15 protein-coding genes, 1 tRNA gene and 1 pseudogene are annotated in these 18,962 nt (G+C 66.1%); 10 read left to right on the top strand and 7 right to left on the bottom strand.

What is annotated here, in order from left to right:
- Positions 1-9 precede the first annotated feature (9 nt).
- A complete protein-coding gene (mutM, locus tag G481_RS0105565) occupies positions 10-876 on the bottom strand; it encodes a bifunctional DNA-formamidopyrimidine glycosylase/DNA-(apurinic or apyrimidinic site) lyase (RefSeq protein WP_028029143.1) in 867 nt (288 codons plus the stop codon).
- Positions 854-1,432, bottom strand: a complete 579-nt coding sequence (locus tag G481_RS0105560) for a hypothetical protein (RefSeq protein ID WP_028029142.1) — start codon at positions 1,430-1,432, stop codon at positions 854-856. Before G481_RS0105560 ends, mutM begins: the two co-directional genes overlap by 23 nt.
- Before the next feature lie 87 nt (positions 1,433-1,519).
- Here G481_RS0105560 and ubiE point away from each other — a divergent pair, with 87 nt between their 5' ends.
- Both ubiE and ubiB read left to right on the top strand, forming a co-directional pair.
- Positions 1,520-2,272: a bifunctional demethylmenaquinone methyltransferase/2-methoxy-6-polyprenyl-1,4-benzoquinol methylase UbiE gene (ubiE, locus tag G481_RS0105555; protein ID WP_028029141.1), complete on the top strand. Its 753-nt coding sequence runs from the start codon at positions 1,520-1,522 to the stop codon at positions 2,270-2,272.
- A 3-nt stretch (positions 2,273-2,275) separates the two neighbouring features.
- Positions 2,276-3,811 (top strand): 2-polyprenylphenol 6-hydroxylase, encoded by a 1,536-nt coding sequence (ubiB, locus tag G481_RS0105550; protein WP_028029140.1) that lies wholly within the window; start codon positions 2,276-2,278, stop codon positions 3,809-3,811.
- A 248-nt stretch (positions 3,812-4,059) separates the two neighbouring features.
- Here the strand turns inward: ubiB and G481_RS0105545 are convergent, their stop codons facing one another.
- A complete protein-coding gene (locus tag G481_RS0105545) occupies positions 4,060-4,506 on the bottom strand; it encodes an NUDIX domain-containing protein (protein WP_028029139.1) in 447 nt (148 codons plus the stop codon).
- A gap of 79 nt (positions 4,507-4,585) precedes the next feature.
- On the opposite strand from G481_RS0105545, the gene G481_RS0105540 reads away from it, so the two are divergent.
- A complete protein-coding gene (locus G481_RS0105540) occupies positions 4,586-5,311 on the top strand; it encodes a lipase family protein (protein WP_028029138.1) in 726 nt (241 codons plus the stop codon).
- An 86-nt stretch (positions 5,312-5,397) separates the two neighbouring features.
- Entirely contained in the window at positions 5,398-6,600 is a 1,203-nt protein-coding gene (gene coaBC / locus G481_RS0105535) for a bifunctional phosphopantothenoylcysteine decarboxylase/phosphopantothenate--cysteine ligase CoaBC (protein ID WP_028029137.1), read from the top strand.
- Between the two features lie 53 nt (positions 6,601-6,653).
- On the opposite strand, the gene G481_RS22935 is transcribed toward coaBC, so the two are convergent.
- The 4 genes and pseudogenes from G481_RS22935 to G481_RS0105515 all read right to left on the bottom strand — a co-directional run bounded on the left by G481_RS22935 (position 6,654) and on the right by G481_RS0105515 (position 10,944).
- Positions 6,654-7,310 (bottom strand): TetR/AcrR family transcriptional regulator, encoded by a 657-nt coding sequence (locus tag G481_RS22935; RefSeq protein ID WP_051294324.1) that lies wholly within the window; start codon positions 7,308-7,310, stop codon positions 6,654-6,656.
- A 64-nt stretch (positions 7,311-7,374) separates the two neighbouring features.
- Entirely contained in the window at positions 7,375-9,003 is a 1,629-nt protein-coding gene (locus G481_RS0105525) for a long-chain fatty acid--CoA ligase (protein WP_028029136.1), read from the bottom strand.
- Positions 9,004-9,017: 14 nt separating this feature from the next.
- Positions 9,018-10,658: pseudogene (locus G481_RS22930) on the bottom strand (GMC family oxidoreductase).
- 210 nt (positions 10,659-10,868) lie between these two features.
- Positions 10,869-10,944: transfer RNA gene (locus tag G481_RS0105515), tRNA-Lys, on the bottom strand.
- Positions 10,945-11,051: 107 nt separating this feature from the next.
- Between G481_RS0105515 and dapF the strand changes: the two genes are divergently transcribed.
- From dapF to infB, 6 genes are all read left to right on the top strand, one after another.
- Positions 11,052-11,867, top strand: coding sequence for a diaminopimelate epimerase (dapF, locus tag G481_RS0105510; RefSeq protein ID WP_028029135.1), 816 nt, complete (start codon positions 11,052-11,054; stop codon positions 11,865-11,867).
- Positions 11,864-13,117, top strand: coding sequence for a tRNA (N(6)-L-threonylcarbamoyladenosine(37)-C(2))-methylthiotransferase MtaB (mtaB, locus tag G481_RS0105505; protein WP_028029134.1), 1,254 nt, complete (start codon positions 11,864-11,866; stop codon positions 13,115-13,117). Before dapF ends, mtaB begins: the two co-directional genes overlap by 4 nt.
- Positions 13,118-13,340: 223 nt before the next feature.
- The gene (gene rimP / locus G481_RS0105500) at positions 13,341-13,982 is read left to right on the top strand and encodes a ribosome maturation factor RimP (RefSeq protein ID WP_035025233.1); all 642 of its coding nucleotides are present in this window, start codon (positions 13,341-13,343) and stop codon (positions 13,980-13,982) included.
- Between the two features lie 12 nt (positions 13,983-13,994).
- Positions 13,995-15,605: a transcription termination factor NusA gene (gene nusA, locus G481_RS0105495; RefSeq protein ID WP_028029132.1), complete on the top strand. Its 1,611-nt coding sequence runs from the start codon at positions 13,995-13,997 to the stop codon at positions 15,603-15,605.
- 20 nt (positions 15,606-15,625) lie between these two features.
- The gene (locus G481_RS0105490) at positions 15,626-16,279 is read left to right on the top strand and encodes an RNA-binding protein (protein WP_028029131.1); all 654 of its coding nucleotides are present in this window, start codon (positions 15,626-15,628) and stop codon (positions 16,277-16,279) included.
- Positions 16,276-18,828: a translation initiation factor IF-2 gene (infB, locus tag G481_RS0105485; protein WP_028029130.1), complete on the top strand. Its 2,553-nt coding sequence runs from the start codon at positions 16,276-16,278 to the stop codon at positions 18,826-18,828. Before G481_RS0105490 ends, infB begins: the two co-directional genes overlap by 4 nt.
- Positions 18,829-18,962: the final 134 nt, after the last annotated feature.

Here is an 18,962-nt window from a genome sequence, read left to right as displayed (position 1 = left end):
GGGATCAAGTCATCTCTGGCACAGCGGGCAGAAGAAGGACGATCGCCCCGATTGCACAAGCCGCGCGATGGTGCCGGTGCAGCCGGGGGTGACGCAAGCTTCGCCCTCGCGGCCATAGACCCGAAAGGCGTGCTGGAAATAGCCCAGCTCGCCATCGGCCTGACGGTAATCGCGCAAGGAGGATCCGCCCGCCTCGATCGCCTCGGCCAGCACCTCGCGGATCAGCGGGACCAGCCGGGCGATCTGCGCCGGCGTCAGATCGCGCGCCAGCGTGGCCGGGTGGATGCCGGCGCGAAACAGCACCTCGCAGACATAGATATTGCCAAGGCCCGCAATATTGGACTGATCCAGCAGCGCGGCCTTGATCGGGGTCTTGCGCCCGGCCAGCCGGCTGGCCAGCCAGCTTTCCGAAAAGCCGTTGCCAAAGGGTTCGGGCCCCAGCCCTGCCAGCAGCGGATGGGTCTCGGCGCGGGCGGTGTCCATCAGGTCCATCATGCCGAACCGGCGCGCATCGTTGAAGGTGATCCGCGCGCCATTGTCCATGTCCAGCACGATATGGTCATGCTTGCCGATGGCGCCGTGGTCATGGGTGAACTCACCCACCACCTGTGCGCCCTCGCCAGGCGGCGAGATCAGCATCCGCCCCGACATGCCCAGATGGATCAGCAGCGTCTCGCCCCCCGACAGATCGGCCAGGATGTATTTCGACCGCCGCCGCAGCGCATCCACCCGCTGGCCGGTCAGCCGCTGTGCCATGCGGTCGGGCAAGGGCCAGCGCAGATCGGGGCGGCGGATGTCGGCGGCGGCGATGGTCGCCCCTTCCATCAGCGGCACAAGGCCGCGGCGGACGGTTTCAACCTCGGGCAATTCGGGCATGGGCGGGTGCCTGATCCTGAGTGATCCAGTAGGCCGCCATGTGCAGCAACTTGTCCCCGCCGGCAATATGCTTTGGCACCCGCATCACCGCGCCATCGGCAAAGTGAAGCGTCACGAACAGCGGGTTGTCGTCGGCCACGCTGTCCAGCTGCCGCCACAGCCGCGCGCGGCGCCAGAAGATCAGGACCGGCACCGAGACACCGACCGAGTCGAACCGCAACTGCCACAGCCAGAGCGCAAGGGCATTCCAGCCCAGCACCGCCAGAACCGCCAGCGCCGGCCAGGATGGCAGCTCGCCACCGTTCAGCCGCACCAGTGCCAGCCCCAGGCCTGCAATCATCACGGCCACGACCGCGCGCCAGCCAGTCGATGCGGACAGTCGCGTCTCGGCCGTGCCGTGCCCGGGCGGCGCCCCGGCAGGCGTGGCCGGTCCATGGCCCTGCCATTGCAAGGGCGGAGCGATCCACCTGCCCAGCAGCCAGGCCGACAGATTGACCAGCAGCGCCGGAACGCCAAGCAGCAGCAGGGCAATCATCAGCGGATCGTCATATGTCATGGCGGTTCCTGTGGCCATTTGCCGGTTTCCCCTTCGACCCTGCCCGGCTATATCCCCCTCGTGGCAATTTTCGGGCGAGGGCGCGGCATGACCGACGACAAGGACGCGACAACGCATTTCGGGTTTCGCGACGTGCCGGAATCGGAAAAGGCCGGCATGGTGCATGGGGTGTTCACCTCGGTCGCCTCGAAATACGACGTGATGAACGACCTGATGAGCATGGGCATCCATCGCATCTGGAAAGATGCGATGATGGACTGGCTGGCCCCGCGCCCTGGCCAGCGCCTGCTGGATGTGGCGGGCGGCACGGGCGATGTGGCCTTTCGCTTCCTTGGCCGTGCGCCGGGATCGTCGGCGGTGGTGTGCGACATGACCGAATCCATGCTGGTCGAGGGGCGCCAGCGCGCCGAGGCCGGCGCCATGGCAGATCGGCTGGACTGGGTGGTGGGCGATGCGATGGCGCTGCCCTTTGCCGACAACAGCTTTGACGTCTACACGATCAGCTTCGGCATCCGGAACGTCGTGCGCATCGACGAGGCGCTGCGCGAGGCCTATCGCGTCCTGCGGCCTGGCGGGCGGATCATGGTGCTGGAATTCAGCCAGATCCCGAACGATCTGATGCAAAAGGCCTATGACCTCTATTCCTTCAATGTCATCCCGACGATGGGGCAGGTGGTGACGGGCGATCGCGACAGCTATCAGTATCTGGTGGAATCGATCCGTCAGTTCCCCGATCAGGAAACCTTTGCCGGCATGATCCGCGCGGCTGACTTTGGTCAGGTGAAATACCGCAACCTGACCATGGGCATTGCCGCCCTGCATTCCGGCTGGAAGCTGTAACCGATGCGCGGCCCGCATAACCTGTGGCGGCTGATCCGCACGCTGGCGACCATGGAACGCACCGGCGCCATCGGTGTTGTGCTCGAGGCCATGGACGCACCGCCCCGCCTGCGCTTTGCCGCGCGGGTGATGGGCTGGCCGTTCAAGTGGCTGGGGCTCAGGGGCGATCCGACCTTGCCGCCCGCCACCCGCGCGATCACCGCGCTGGGTCCGGCCTATGTCAAGTTCGGCCAGATCCTCTCGACCCGGCCCGACATCGTGGGGGCAGAGCTGGCCCAGCAGCTGACCATGCTGCAAGACCGCCTGCCGCCCTTTGCCACCGCCACGGCCAAGCGGATCGTCGCGGACGAGCTGGAAATCGACGTGGATGTGACCTTCTCCGAATTTTCGGAACCCGTTGCCGCCGCCTCGATCGCCCAGGTCCACCGCGCGCGGCTGGCGGCGACAGGGCAGGAGGTTGCCGTCAAGGTGCTGCGCCCCGGCATCGAGCGGGCGTTCCGCAAGGATATCGACGCCTTTCACCTTGCGGCCTGGCTGATCGAGGCCATCGTGCCCTTCTCGCGCCGTTTGCGCCCCTCGGATGTGGTGGCGCATTTCGAAGGCGTGGTGGATGGCGAGCTGGACCTGCGGCTCGAGGCGGCTTCGGCCGCCGAATTCGCCGCGAACACGGCGGATGACGCGGGCATGACCGTGCCGCGCCCGAACTGGTCCCTGTCCGGGCGTCAGGTGATGACGCTGGACTGGGCCGAGGGGATCGGCCTTGCCGACCTGCCGGCGCTGGATGCGGCGGGGCATGACCGGGTAGCGCTGGGGTCGCGGGTGCTGGCGCTGTTCCTGTCCCATGCGCTGCGCGACGGGTTCTTTCATGCCGACATGCACCAGGGCAACCTCAAGGTCGCGGCAAGCGGCGATCTGGTGTTCTATGATTTCGGCATCATGGGGCGGCTGGATGAATACACCCGCCGGGTCTATGCCGAGATCCTGATCGGCTTCATCCGCCGCGATTACCGCCGCGTGGCCGAGGTGCATTTCGAGGCCGGCTATGTGCCCGCAGACCGCGACATCGACGAATTCGCCCGCGCGCTGCGGGTGGTGGGCGAGCCGATCTTTGGCATGGATGCGACCGGCATTTCGATGGCGCGGCTCCTGGCCTATCTGTTCGAGGTGACAGAGCGGTTCGGAATGCAGACGCGGACCGAGCTGATCTTGCTGCAACGCACGATGGTGGTGGTCGAAGGCGTCGCGCGCACGCTCGATCCCCATATCAACATCTGGAAGGTCGCGCGGCCGGTGGTCGAGGCCTATATCACCCGCAATGTCGGGCCGATGGCGCTGGCCCGCGATCTGGGCCGCGCGGCGCGGGTTGTCGCCCGTTTTGGCCCCCGCCTGCCCGCCATGGTCGAGGCTGCGTTGATCCGCCAGTCCGGCCCAGCCCGCCCGCCCGCCCGCGCCACGCATCCGGTCTGGTGGGTGCTTCTGGGGGCAGGTCTGGCCCTTGCAGGTCTTGGCGCCGGGGTTGTGCTGGTGGAACTGCTGTAGGGGCCGCCTCGGGGGGCATCGAGCCCCCGCTCGGCGGCGCTGCCGCGGAATGTGGCCTGGGCGGCGCGCTTGTCCGGCGCTGTGCTGGTGGTGCCTGCGGGAGCCTCCGGCGGGGATATTTTTCGGACAGATGAATGAGCAGGGCGCCGCGCTTGTCCTTTCACCTCGCTTGTCCTTTCACCTTGCTGCAAATACCCAAATCCTTCGGTATCCATCCGGCGCGGCCTTTGGTTAGCTGGGCTCACTCCTCAGCGCACGATCACTTCCAGCGGATCGTAGAACAGCCCCTCGCCCCAGGCGACGGGGCCAAGGCTGTCCGGTTTGTGTCGCAGCGTTGCGAGTTCCTCGCGTGTCACGAAGCGGCGTTCGGTAACGATGCCCTCGGGGTCGCGCCAGTCTGGCGGGATCAGCCCCGAAACCGGCGTGCAGCGGAAATAGATGTCGACTTGATGAAAGCCGCTGTCCGGGTCGTGGAATTCGTTCACCAGGCAAGGCGGGCCGACACTGATGTCGAAGCCGCATTCCTCGTGGATCTCGCGCCGCAGGTTGTCGGGCAGCGAGGCGCCGGCATGGACGCCGCCGCCAGGTGCGCACCACAGATCGGAGATGCCGCCAGGCCAGGCGTTGACCAGCAGCAGCCGGTTGTCATGCAGGATCAGCGCGCGGGCGGCAAGGCGGGGCGAGCGGGGTTTCATGGCGGATTTCTGCCCGCGAACCCCTGGGAAAGTCCAGCGCCCTCTTGCAGCCATCCTTGCGCCGCCCCACCCTTGGGCCATGAAACTGGTCCTGCCCCTTGTCCTTGCGCTGATCCCCTTGACGGCCCGTGCCGATTGCGTGGTGCTGCTGCATGGGCTTGCACGGACCGAGGCATCATTGCTGGTCATGCAGGCCGCGCTGGACTCCAAGGGCTACCGCGTGGTCAATCAGGGCTATCCTTCGACCGAAGGCACCGTGCATGCCCTGGCCGAGGCGCATGTCGGCCCGGCCGTCGCCGAATGCGGGCCAGAGCAGACGGTGCATTTCGTCACCCATTCCATGGGCGGCATTCTGGTGCGCGACTGGCTGGCGCATCACCGGCTGGCGCATCTGGGCCGGGTCGTCATGCTGGCGCCGCCGAACAAGGGGTCAGAGCTGGTCGACAAGCTGGGCAGCCTTGGCGCCTTTGAATGGGTCAATGGCCCTGCGGGGCTTGAACTGGGGACCGATGGCCGGTCAGTGCCCAAGGGCTTGCCGCCGGCCGATTTTCCGCTGGGGGTGATTGCGGGGGATCGCTCGTTGAACCCGATTTCCTCGGCGATGATCACCGGGCCGGACGATGGCAAGGTCTCGGTCGAAAGCACGCGAGTGGCGGGGATGGCGGATCATATCGTCCTGCCGGTCACGCACACCTTCCTGATGAATTCCCCGCTGGTGATCGCTGAGGTGCTGGAGTTCCTGTCCACCGGCCATTTCGATCACCAGATGGATCTGACCCAGGCGGCCGAGCGGTTGCTGCCCTGAGTTTCTTGCGCTGCAGTGCAGCCAGGCATTCCCGTTAAAGGCGAAAGGGTGCTAAGCAGGGGCCGGGCTGGCAGGGAGAGAGCGGCATGATCGCAGGCAAGCGCATCCTTCTGATCATCGGGGGCGGCATTGCCGCGTTCAAGGCGGTGGATCTGATCCGCAAGCTGAGGGAACGGGGCGCCTCGGTCGTGCCGGTGCTGACGCGGGCGGGGGCGCAGTTCGTGACGCCCCTGACCGTGGGGGCGCTGGCCGGGCACAAGGTGCACCTCGATCTGTTCGACCTGACCGAAGAGGCCGAGATGGGCCATATCCAGCTGTCGCGCGCGGCCGATCTGGTGGTGGTGGTGCCGGCGACCGCCGATCTGATGGCCAAGATGGCGGGGGGCCATGCTGACGATCTGGCCTCGACGCTGCTGATGGCGACGGACAAGCCGGTGATGATCGCGCCCGCCATGAACGTGCGGATGTGGGAACATCCGGCAACGCAGCGCAACCTGGCCACGCTGCTGGCCGATGGCGTGCGGGTGATCGGGCCGATTGCCGGGCCGATGGCCTGCGGCGAATTCGGGCCGGGGCGGATGGTCGAGCCTGCCGATATTCTGGCCGCCATGGAAACCGAACTGGCGGATGGCCCGCTGGCCGGGCGGCGCATTCTGGTGACCTCGGGCCCGACCCACGAACCGATTGATCCGGTGCGCTATATTGCCAACCGATCCTCGGGCGCGCAGGGCACGGCGCTGGCGGCGGCGCTGCGCGATCTGGGGGCGCAGGTGGTGTTCGTGACCGGCCCGGCCAGCGTGCCGCCGCCGCAGGGCGTTCAGGTGGTCCGGGTGGAAACCGCCCGCCAGATGCTGGAGGCCGTGCAGGCCGCCCTGCCGGTGGATGCGGCCGTGATGGCGGCCGCCGTCGCCGACTGGCGCGTGGCCAATGCCGCCGGGTCCAAGATGAAAAAGGATGGCTCGGGCCGTGCCCCGGCGCTGGAATTCGCGGAAAACCCCGACATTCTGGCCACCGTTTCGAAACATGCCAGCGCGCGCCCAGGTCTGGTCGTCGGCTTTGCGGCCGAGACCGATACGGTCATCGAACATGCCACCGCCAAGCGGCTGCGCAAGGGGTGTGACTGGATCGTTGCCAATGACGTGCGGCCCGATACCGGGATCATGGGGGGCAGTTCCAACGCCGTCACCATCATCTCTGATGCCGGGGCGGAAAGCTGGCCGATGATGGGCAAGGACGAGGTCGCCCGCCGCCTCGCCGACCGGATCGCCGCAGCGCTGGCGGCGGGCTGATCCTGCCGCGACGCCTGACTTCCGCCGCAGCCCGCTGATCCCTGGCGGCCCGGTCAGGACGCCTGCAAGGAACAGGCGCCTTGCCGGGGCAAGGTCGGGGCCAGCCGGACCAGCACATCCGCGATGGCCTGCTCGAAGGTTGCGGCGGCCGTGCTGTCGCCAGCCAGATGGCGCTGCAGGTAATAGCGAAACGCGCCGTCCAGCAGGAAATAGGCCGGCATCACATCGGCCCCGGTCTGTCCCAGCCGGTCCAGCAGGCGCGAGACCACCTCAATCACGGCATCCTCGATATCGGCCACCACCTCGCGGAAGGCGGGGTCAAACATCGCCTGAGACCGGAAATCATACCACAGGCGATGGGTCTCGGCGTTGCGAAGGATGGAATGCGCCAGCCCGCGCACAAGGTTGCGGGCCAGAACCTCGCCTTCGGCCGGGCCGTTCAAAATGGCGCCCATCTCGTCCAGAAAGGCCGACTTGTAGCGCTGGACGCAAAAGCCGATCAGATCGACCTTGTCCTCGAAGTAATAGTGCAGCGTGCCGACCGACAGGCCCGAGGCTTTGGCAATGTCGCGCAGGCTGGTGCGCGCATAACCCAGCTGCTTGAGCACGCCGATGGCGGCCGTGGCCAGCTCTTCCTTCTTGCGCAGGCGTTTGGCCGATTTTTCCTCGGCCTTGCGGTGCAACTGCGAGATCTTGTCGATCCGCGTCATGCCCGGCCCCCCGGCAAGGTGACGATCCCGGTATCGGGCGCCTGGACAGGGGGCCGGTGCAGCATCAGGCGTCCTGCCCCATCAGCACATCGCCATAGGTCTCGCGCAGCTTGACCTTGACCACCTTGCCCGTCGCCCCCAGCGGCAGCGCATCGACAAAGATCACCCGGTCCGGCACCTGCCATTTGGCAACCTTGCCCTCATACGAGGCAAGGATCTCGGCCTCGGTCGGGGTCTCGCCCTGGGCGGGCACGGCAATTACCACCGGGCGTTCGTCCCATTTCGGATGGCGCGCGGCAATCGCGGCGGCATTGGCGATCTTGGGATGGCCGATGGCGATGTTTTCCAGCTCGACGGTCGAGATCCATTCGCCCCCGGACTTGATGATGTCCTTGGACCTGTCGCGGATCACCATGTAGCCATCGGGGTCGATGGTCGCCACATCGCCCGTGTCGAACCAGCCGTCTACCGTCAGCGCCGATTTCGACTGGCCGTAATAGCTTTCCAGGATCCAGTGGCCGCGGATTTGCAGCTCGCCCTGGGTGGTGCCGTCACAGGGCAGCTCGCGCCCGGTTTCGTCGACGATGCGCAGCTCGACCCCCCATGGCGGGCGGCCTTGCGATTCGCGCAGCTTGGCGCGCTGGTCGGCGGGCAGGCCGGTGTGCTTTTGCAAGAGGTTGTTCACCGTGCCCAGCGGCGAGGTTTCGGTCATGCCCCAGGCGTGGATCAGCTCGACCCCGTATTTGTCGCGGAACTCGACGATCATCGAGGGCGGCAGCGCCGAGCCGCCCACCACCGTGCGCTTCATCGAGGCGGCCTTGGACCCGGTCTTGGCAAGGCCGGCCAGCAGCCCCATCCAGATCGTCGGCACGCCCAGCGACAGCGTGACCTGTTCGGCGTCGATCAGCCGGGCCAGGCTTTCGCCGTCCAGGTTCTGCCCCGGCAGCACCAGCTTGGCCCCCGTCGCCGCCGCAATATAGGGCACGCCCCAGGCGTTGACGTGGAACATCGGCACCACCGGCATCACCGTGTCGCGGGCGGAAATCGCAAGCCCATCCGGCTGATTGCCCGCGATGGAATGCAGCACGGTCGAGCGGTGGGTATATTGCACCCCCTTGGGGTTGCCCGTGGTGCCCGAGGTATAGCACAGCGCAGCGGGGCTGTTTTCGTCCAGATCGGGCCAGGGCTCGTCGGCGCTGCCGATCTCCAGCAGCTCGTCATAGAACAGCAGCCCTTGGATGGCGGCCTCGGCTTCGGCATCGCGCGGGCCCATAAGCACAACGTCACGCACGGTTTTCAGCATCGGACGCAGCTTGGCGATGGCGGGCAGGAAGGTGCGGTCGAAGAACAGCACCTGATCCTCGGCATGGCTGATGATGTAGATCATCTGCTCGGGCGTCAGGCGCGGGTTCAGCGTATGGGTCACGCGCCCGCTGCCGGCGACGCCGAAATAGATTTCCAGATGCCGGCGGTTGTTCCACGCAAGGGTGCCGCAGCGCGCGCCAGGGTCCACACCGCGCATTTCCAGCGCCGAGGCCAGCCGGCGGGCGTTGCGCGCCACGTCGGCCCAGGTCGAATGGCTGACGGTGCCGTCGGTCTCGACCGAGACCACTTCGGTGCCTCCGTGGTATTTTCCCGCGTGAACGATCAGCGAAGTGATCGTCAGCGGCATGGACATCATGGTGCCAAACATCGTGCTTCCTCTCTTCAGACGTGCGCTGCGGCGGTGGCCGCAGGATTTCTTCCCCGGATCATGTCGGCGGCGCGCTCGGCGATCATGATGGTGGGGGCATTCGTATTGCCGCTGACCAGCCGCGGCATGACCGAGGCATCGACGACCCGCAGACCGTCCATGCCATGCACCTTCAGCGCCGGGTCGACCACGGCCATCCTGTCCTTGCCCATCCGGCAGGTGCCGACGGGGTGATAGATCGTATCGGCGCGGGCGCGGATATGGCGTTCCCAGTCGGCATCGCTCATGTCGGTGGTCACGCCATACATCGGCTTGTGGCGATAGCGGGCCATCGCGGGCGATTCGAGAATCGCCTGGGTCATCCGCGCGCCCCGGATCGTCGTGTCCAGATCGCCGGGCGCCGACAGATAGCGCGGGTCGATCCCCGGCGCGGCCATCGGATCGGGGCTTTGCAAGACCACCTCGCCCCGGCTTTCGGGGCGCAGCTTGCAGACGTGGCAGCTGAAGCCATGGCCCATGTGCAGCCGCCGGGCATGATCATCGACGACCGAGATCACGAAATGCAGCTGGATGTCGGGCCGGTCCAGCGAGAGATCGGTCTTCAGAAAGGCGCAGCCTTCGGCAAAGGGCGTGGCGATCATGCCGGTGCCATCCTTGCGCCAGCGCAGGATGTGCCGCACCAGGTTCAGCCCGCCTGCAAGGCCGATGCCGAAAGTGTCAGTGTCCCTGGATGTATAGGACAGGATGAAATCCAGATGATCCTGAAGGTTCTGGCCAACGCCGGGCAGGTCGTGGACCACCGCAATGCCTTGGCGCCGGATCTGCTCGGCCGGGCCGATCCCCGACAGCATCAGCAACTGCGGGCTGTTGAAGGCACCGCCCGACAGGATCACCTCGCGCGCGGCACGGACCTTGTGATCGGCGCCGCCCTTGCGATAGGCAACGCCGGTGGCGCGCCGCCCCTCGGTCAGGATGCGGGTGGCATGGGCGCGGGTGATGATGGTCAGGTTCGGCCGGCCGGCCCGCACCGGCAACAGATAGGCCGCCGCCGCCGAACACCGCTCGCCGTTCCTGGCAGGGTCATGGAACTGGGTCACCTGAAACAGGCCGACCCCTTCATTGTCGCCGGTATTGAAATCGGCCACCTCGCGGTGCTGGCATTCGCTGGCCGCCTGCACAAAGGCCCGGCTGATCGGGCGCGGCGATTTCTGGTTGGACACCTGCAGCGGCCCGCTGTCCCCGTGAAAGGCGTCGGCGCCGTTCTCGTTGTTCTCGGCCTTTCGGAAATAGGGCAGGCAGTCATCCCAGCCCCAGCCCGTGCAGCCCTCGCGGACCCAGTCGTCGTAATCCGCCCTGTGGCCGCGCACATACAGCATGGCATTGATCGCGCTTGATCCGCCAAGCGCCTTGCCGCGCGGCTGATAGCCCCGCCGCCCGTTCAACCCTGCCTGCGGGATCGTCTGATAGGCCCAGTTCGAGATTTTGCCATATCCGGGCAACATGCCCACGACCCCTGCCGGGGCGCGGATCAGGATGTGATCGCCCTAGCCGCCCGCCTCCAGCAGGCAGACGCGGGTGACGCCATCTTCGCTGAGCCGGGCCGCCAGGACCGACCCTGCCGAACCCCCGCCGACGATCACATAGTCAAACGTGATCTCGTCCATGTTCCGATGTCCTCCCGCCCGGGCCTCCACTCCCGCGGGCGAAGTAACGTCAGAATTTGAACACCTGTCCAGAACTTTTGCCCAGATTGCGGCGCCTCAGGCCAGTGACCTGACGTTACGCGGTTTTTTGGCCGGAAGGGCGATGGGCGCGGGGTGGAAAACACAAAGGCCCGGGCGCAATGCCCGGGCCTTTTGTTCAAGTGGTGAGCCCGACAGGATTCGAACCTGTGACCCACTGATTAAAAGTCAGTTGCTCTACCAACTGAGCTACGGGCCCACTCTCTGCGGGCTCTCCTAACGGGGGCGGCGGGGGGGGTCAAGAGGCCGAAACGGAAAAATGCACGGGCACTGGCGAAAAGTTTGGGGCGGGCGTATATCGCCGCCATGGATACGCAAGAAACCTTGGGCCCGGTCGGCTTTCTCAAGATGCACGGCCTGGGTAACGATTTTGTGGTGATTGATCGCCGCGCCGGTGGGCGCCGGGTGACGGCTGCGCTTGCGCAGCGGCTGGGCGACCGGCATCGGGGCGTTGGATTCGATCAGCTGGCCGAGATTCTGCCCGATGATGGCGCCGATGCCCGGCTGGTGTTCTGGAACGCCGATGGCAGCATTGCGGGCGCGTGCGGCAATGCCACCCGCTGTGTCGGGCGGCTGCTGCTGGATGAAACCGGCAAATCCGCCGTGACCATCCGCACGGATCGCGGAGTGCTGCAGGCGGTTGACGTGGACGGCACGTTGACAGCTGTCAACATGGGCCCCCCGCTGCTCGAGGCGGCACAGATCCCGCTGGCCCCCGGCACCGACCCGCTGCACCCCCCCATCCCCGGCGATCCGGTCGCTGTCGGCATGGGCAACCCGCATTGCGTGTTCTTCGTGCCGGATGCCGATTCGGTCGATGTGGCGCGCGAAGGTGCCGCGATCGAACATCATCCGCTGTTTCCGCAGGCGACCAATGTGGAATTCGCCTCGGTCAGCGGCCCTGATCGGCTGCGGATGCGGGTGTGGGAACGCGGCACGGGCATCACGCTGGCCTGCGGATCCGGCACCTGCGCGACGGCCGTTGCGGCGCATCTGCGCGGCCTGACCGGGCGGCGGGTGACGGTCGATGTCGATGGCGGCACGCTGGAAATCGACTGGCGCGACGATGGCGTCTGGATGACCGGCCCCACCGCGCTGGTGTTCCGGGGCGAGCTGGCATGAGCGCGCCGGTGTTCCACACCCTTGGCTGCCGCCTGAACGCCTATGAATCCGAGGCAATGAAGGAACTGGCCGAACAGGCGGGCGTTCACGGCGCCCATGTGGTCAACACCTGCGCCGTGACCGCCGAGGCCGTGCGCAAGGCCCGCCAGGAAATCCGCCGCATCCGGCGCGAAAACCCGGACGCGCCGATCATCGTCACCGGCTGTGCCGCCCAGACCGAACCCGAAACCTTCGCCGCCATGCCCGAGGTCACGCGCGTGATCGGCAACACCGAAAAGATGCTGCTCGCCACCTGGAACGCCATGGTGCCCGACCTGATCGGCACGACCGAACGGGTGCAGGTCGATGACATCATGTCGGTGCGCGAAACTGCCGGTCACCTGATCGACGGCTTCGGGCGCCACCGTGCCTATGTCCAGGTGCAGAACGGCTGCGATCACCGCTGCACCTTCTGCATCATCCCGTTCGGGCGGGGCAATTCGCGCTCGGTCCCTGCGGGGGTGGTCGTGGACCAGATCAAGCGTCTGGTGGACAAGGGTTTTCTGGAAGTCGTGCTGACCGGCGTCGATCTGACCAGTTGGGGCGCCGATCTGCCGGGCGAGCCGCGTCTGGGCGATCTGGTGATGCGCATCCTGCGGCTGGTCCCTGGTCTGCCACGCCTGCGCATCAGTTCCATCGACAGTATCGAGGCGGATGAAAACCTCATGCGCGCCATCGCCACCGAGCCGCGCCTGATGCCGCATCTGCACCTGAGCCTGCAGCATGGCGACAACCTGATCCTCAAGCGGATGAAGCGCCGCCACAACCGCGACGATGCCATCCGCTTTTGCAATGAGGCCCGGTCCCTGCGCCCCGACATCGTCTTTGGTGCCGACATCATTGCCGGCTTCCCGACCGAGACCGAGACACATTTCGACAATTCGCTCGCGCTGGTCCAGGATTGCGGCCTGACCTTCCTGCATGTCTTCCCCTTCAGCCCCCGCAAGGGCACCCCGGCGGCCCGGATGCCGCAACTTGCCGGCCCCCTGATCCGCGAGCGCGCGGCCGCCCTGCGGGCAGTGGGCGAGACGGCGCTGACCCGCCACCTGAGCGCCCAGATCGGCCAGACCCACCGCATCCTCACCGAATCCCCCCGCATGGGCCGGACCGAACAGTTCACCGAAGTGCGCTTTACCGCCGACCAGCCGGAAGGCGCCATCATCTCGGCCCCGATCTCCGGGCACGATGGCGCCGCCCTGCAAGCGGGCTGACTGCCTGAAAAAAACGGCGCCCCCTTCATCTGTCCATAAATATCCCACGGGGGTGCGGGGGTGTGAAACCCCCGCTGCGACGCTTGCCGCCAGCGCCCACTTGCTATTTTGCCAGGTCCCCGCTATATGCTCCTCAACAGCGGCGCTACCGGGTCCAAACCGGCGGCCCACCGGAAGATCGCACGGGCCGCTTACGGCCCGTTTTTCGTTTCTGGGGTTCCCCATGTCCGACCTCACTTCTGACCTTATCGCCAAGACCGCCATCGACCGGCGCCTTGCGTCCATCATCCAGCCCACCATCGAGGGTCTGGGCTATGAACTGGTGCGCATCCGCCTGATGGGCGGCAAGACGCGGATCCTGCAAATCATGGCCGACCGGCCGGATGGCGGGATCAACGTCGATGACTGCGCCAGGATTTCCACCGCCGTCTCTGCCGTGCTGGATGTCGAGGATCCCATCGAGGACAATTATACGCTCGAGGTGTCGAGCCCCGGCATCGACCGTCCGCTGACCCGGCTCAAGGACTTCGACATGTGGGAAGGCTATGAGGCCCGCATCGAGACGACCGAGCTGATCGACGGCCGGCGCCGCTTCAAGGGGATCCTGGCCGGCACCGAAGGCGACGAGGTGCTGATCACGCTGGAAGAAGGCGGCGAGGATGTGACCATCGGGCTCAAGTTCGACTGGCTGTCCGATGCCAAGCTGCTGCTGACCGACGAGCTGATCGCGGAAATGCTGCGCCAGCGCAAGGAATCGGGGGCCTTTGACGGCGCCGACATCGACGAAGACGGGCTCGACGGGATCGAGACCGAAGAAGACACCGACGACGCGGACGAAGACGACACCGCGCCCACCAGGCACTGACAGGAGCCCGCAATGGCCATTACCTCTGCCAACCAGCTCGAACTTCTGCAAACCGCCGAGGCGGTGGCGCGCGAGAAGATGATCGACCCGGACCTGGTGATCCAGGCGATGGAAGACAGCCTCGCCCGTGCTGCCAAGTCGCGCTATGGCGCCGAAATGGACATCCGCGTCTCGATTGACCGCAAGACGGGCCGGGCCACCTTTGCCCGTGTGCGCACCGTGGTTGAAGATGACGCGGTGGAAAACCACCATGCGCAGCTGACTGTCAAGCAGGCGAAAAGCTACCTGCGCGACCCGCAGATCGGCGACGAGATCGTCGACGAGGTGCCGCCGGTCGATCTGGGCCGCATCGCCGCGCAATCGGCCAAGCAGGTGATCTTGCAAAAGGTCCGCGAGGCCGAGCGTGACCGCCAGTACGAAGAATTCAAGGACCGCGTCGGCACCATCATCAATGGCACCGTCAAGCGCGAAGAATACGGCAACATCATTGTCGACATCGGCCGGGGCGAAGGCATCCTGCGCCGCAACGACAAGATCGGCCGCGAATCCTATCGCATCGGCGACCGCATCCGCGCCTATGTGAAAGATGTGCGCCGCGAGGCGCGCGGCCCGCAGGTCTTCCTGTCGCGCACCGCGCCGGAATTCATGATGGCACTGTTCAAGATGGAAGTGCCGGAAATCTACGATGGCATCATCGAGATCAAGGCCTGCGCCCGCGATCCGGGATCGCGCGCCAAGATCGCCGTCATCAGCTATGACAATTCGATCGACCCGGTCGGCGCCTGCGTCGGTATGCGCGGCAGCCGTGTGCAGGCCGTGGTGAACGAGCTGCAGGGCGAAAAGATCGACATCATCCCGTGGAACCAGGATGTGGCCACGTTCCTTGTGAACGCGCTGCAACCGGCCGAGGTGTCCAAGGTCGTCTTTGACGAGGATGCCAGCAAGATCGAGGTCGTGGTTCCGGATGAACAGCTGTCGCTGGCCATCGGCCGGCGCGGTCAGAACGTGCGTCTGGCCAGCCAGCTGACCAACCTGGATATCGACATCCTGACCGAGGCCGACGAATCGGCCCGTCGTCAGGCCGAGTTCGCCGAACGCACCAAACTGTTCATGGACACGCTGGACGTCGACGAGATGATGGCGCAGCTGCTGGTGGCCGAAGGGTTCACCAACCTCGAGGAAGTCGCCTACGTCGAGCAGGACGAGCTGCTGTCGATCGACGGCTTCGACGAATCGACCGCCGAGGAACTGCAGGCCCGCGCCCGCGACTATCTGGAAGAGCAGGCCCGCAAGGCGCTGGAAGCCGCCCGCAAGATGGGTGTCGAGGAAAGCCTCATTGAATTTGACGGCCTCACTCCCCAGATGCTGGAGGCCCTTGGCAAAGAGGGTATCAAGACCCTGGAAGATTTCGCCACCTGCGCCGATTGGGAGCTGGCTGGCGGATGGACCACCGAGAACGGCCAGCGCAAGAAGGACGAGGGGATCCTTGAATCCTTCGACATGTCGCTGGAAGAGGCGCAGACCCTGATCATGACCGCCCGTGTCATGCTGGGCTGGGTCGACCCGACCGAACTGGAAGCCGAAGCCGAAGAGGCCGAGGAAACCGAGGAGGACGAGGCCTGAACAGGGCCTCGGTGTAACCCGTGACGCGAGGTGGCAGGGACAAGGACGGTACGGATCCGGAACGCAAGTGCATTGCGACCGGGGAAAGCCAGCCGAAAGGCGGGCTGATCCGCTTTGTCGCCGGACCCGACGGTCAGGTTGTGCCTGACCTGCTGGGCAAGCTGCCCGGTCGCGGGTTCTATGTCGCCGCCGACAAGGCGGCGCTGGACAAGGCGGTGGCAAAGAACCTGTTCTCGCGCGCCGCTCGCACGCAGCTGACCATCGCGCCGGATCTGGTGGCGCTGGTCGATGCCGGGCTGGCGCGCCGGGTGGTCGATCTGATCGCCATGGCGCGCAAGGCAGGGCAGGCGGTCGCCGGTCTGGAAAAGGTCAAGGACTGGCTTGAAAAGGACCAGGCCGAGGTTCTGATCCAGGCCTTTGACGGATCGGAACGCGAACGCGGGCGATTGCGCCCGCCGCGCGGCCCGGACAGCCTGATCGGCTGCCTGAGTGCGCAGGAATTGGGTTTGGCTTTCGGCCGCGAACGTGCGATACACGGCGCGCTTGCGGCTGGCGGACTCGAAAGACGTGTTGTAGAGGAAGCGGCAAGGCTTGCTGGCCTGCGCAAGGTGGCGCAGGCATCGGGCAAGCAGTTCGGCGGCAGGACTGCCGGGAAGGATACGAAAACGGCATGAGCGATACTGACGGCAAGAAACCCCTTGGTCTGGGTGGCGGGGCGCGTGGCCCGGGCCAGGTGAAGCAAAGCTTCAGCCACGGCCGCACGAAGAATGTCGCCGTGGAGGTCAAGCGCAAGCGCGTGGTGGTGCCGCAGAAGCCGGGTGCAGCCGGGGCTTCTGGTGGCTCGCAGCCGCTTGGCGACCCGTCGCGCCGCCCGGCCGGGATCTCGGACGCTGAAATGGAGCGGCGTCTGGCCGCCCTTCGCGCCGCCAAGGCCCGCGAAGCCGATGAGGCTGCGCAGCGCGCCGCCGATGAAAAGGCCCGCGAGGAAGAGCGTCAGCGCAAGCGCGATGAACTGGAAGCCCGCGAGCGTGAAGAGCGCGAGCTGGCCGAAGCCGCGCGCCGCAAGGCCGAGGAAGAAGAGCGCCTGAAAGCCGAGGAAGAGGCCAAGGCCAAGCGCGAGGCGGAAATCGCCCGTCGCGCGGCCAATGCGCCTGCCAAGGTGGCTGCGGCTGCGGCGTCTTCGGCGCCGGCCGTGCAGCCTGGCCCGCCCCCCGAGGATCGTGGCAGCTCGCGTCCCGGCCCCAGCCCGCGCAAGACCGACCGTGAACGCGAGCGGGAAGACCGCGAGCGCGCCGCCCGTGCCAAAGGCGCCGACGAAAGCCGCCGGGCTGGCAAGCTGACCCTGACCGCCGCGCTGGACGGTGGCGAAGGCGGCCGTCAGCGCAGCCTTGCGGCCATGAAGCGCAAGCAGGAAAAGGCCCGCCAGAAGGCGATGGGCTTTGGCCAGAAGGCTGAAAAGCAATCGCGTGACGTGCAGTTGCCCGAAACCATCGTGGTGCAGGAACTGGCGAACCGGATGGCCGAACGTGCCGCCGATGTCGTCAAGAGCCTGATGAAGATGGGCATGATGGTCAGCATGAACCAGGCCATCGACGCCGACACGGCCGAACTGGTGATCGAGGAATTCGGCCACCGCGCCGTGCGCGTCTCGGATGCCGACGTCGAGCAGGTCATCGACACTGTCGAGGACAAGGCCGAGGATCTGGTCGGCCGCCCGCCGGTCGTGACCATCATGGGCCACGTCGACCACGGCAAGACCTCGCTGCTGGATGCGATCCGCAAGGCGAATGTCGTCTCGGGCGAGGCTGGCGGGATCACCCAGCATATCGGCGCCTATCAGGTGACGACGCCGAACGGCTCGCTGGTGACCTTCCTCGATACGCCTGGCCACGCGGCCTTTACCTCGATGCGGGCCCGTGGCGCGCAGGTGACGGATATCGTGGTTCTGGTGGTGGCGGCCGACGATTCGGTCATGCCGCAGACCATCGAGGCGATCAACCACGCCAAGGCCGCCAAGGTTCCGATGATCGTCGCGATCAACAAATGCGACAAGCCGTCGGCCAACCCGCAGCGGGTGCGGACCGAACTGCTTCAGCATGAAGTCGTCGTCGAGGAAATGTCGGGTGACGTGCAGGACGTCGAGGTTTCGGCGCTGACTGGCAAGGGGCTCGACAACCTGCTCGAGGCGATCTCGCTGCAGGCTGAGATCCTGGAGCTGAAGGCCAACCCGAACCGTGCCGCCATGGGCGCCGTGATCGAGGCCAAGCTGGACGTGGGCCGTGGCCCGGTTGCCACCGTTCTCGTGCAGAACGGCACGCTCAAGCGCGGCGACATCTTCGTCGTCGGCGAGAAGTGGGGCAAGGTCCGCGCGCTGATCAGCGACAAGGGCGACACCATCAGCGAAGCCGGGCCTTCGGTTCCGGTCGAGGTGCTGGGTCTCAATGGCACGCCCGAAGCCGGTGACGTTCTGAACGTGGTCGATACCGAAGCGCAGGCGCGCGAGATCGCGGATTACCGCGAACAGGCCGCCAAGGACAAACGCGCCGCCGCCGGGGCCGCGACCACGCTGGAACAGCTGATGGCCAAGGCCAAGGCCGATCAGGACGTGGCCGAGCTGCCGGTTCTGGTGAAAGCCGACGTGCAGGGCTCTGCCGAGGCGATCGTTCAGGCGCTGGAAAAGGTCGGCAACGACGAGGTCCGCGTGCGCGTGCTGCACTATGGCGTCGGCGCGATCACCGATTCGGACGTGGGCCTGGCCGAGGCCAGCCGCGCGCCGATCATCGGCTTCAACGTCCGTGCCAATGCGACGGCCCGCAATTCGGCCCAGCAAAAGGGCGTCGAGATCCGGTATTATTCGATCATCTATGACCTGATCGACGATATCAAGAAGGCCGCCTCGGGCCTGCTCAAGGACGAAGTGCGCGAGCACTTCATCGGCTATGCGCAGATCAAGGAAGTCTTCCGTATCACTGGCGCCGGCAACGTGGCGGGCTGTCTTGTCACCGAAGGCGTGGCCCGGCGCTCGGCCGGCGTGCGCCTGCTGCGCGACAACGTGGTCATCCACGAAGGCACGCTCAAGACGCTCAAGCGCTTCAAGGACGAGGTCAAGGAAGTGCAGTCCGGTCAGGAATGCGGCATGGCCTTTGAACGCTACGAAGACATCCGCCCCGGCGATGTCATCGAGATCTTCGAGCGTGAGACGGTGGAACGCACCCTGGCCTGATAGGCGCAGCCCGACAGAAAAGACCCCCGGCCATCGGCCGGGGGTTTTGTTTTGCGCGCAAGCTGTCGTTTGCGGCAGATCAAGGTTTCCGGGCTGGCGCGGATACATCTTTCTTCTGGAATTTGTCCATGGAG

It is taken from the genome of Gemmobacter nectariphilus DSM 15620, from assembly GCF_000429765.1.
GTDB classification, from domain to species: domain Bacteria; phylum Pseudomonadota; class Alphaproteobacteria; order Rhodobacterales; family Rhodobacteraceae; genus Wagnerdoeblera; species Wagnerdoeblera nectariphila.
Note: the sequence above shows the minus strand (reverse complement) of the source record. Positions and strands in the feature narration are given on the sequence as shown.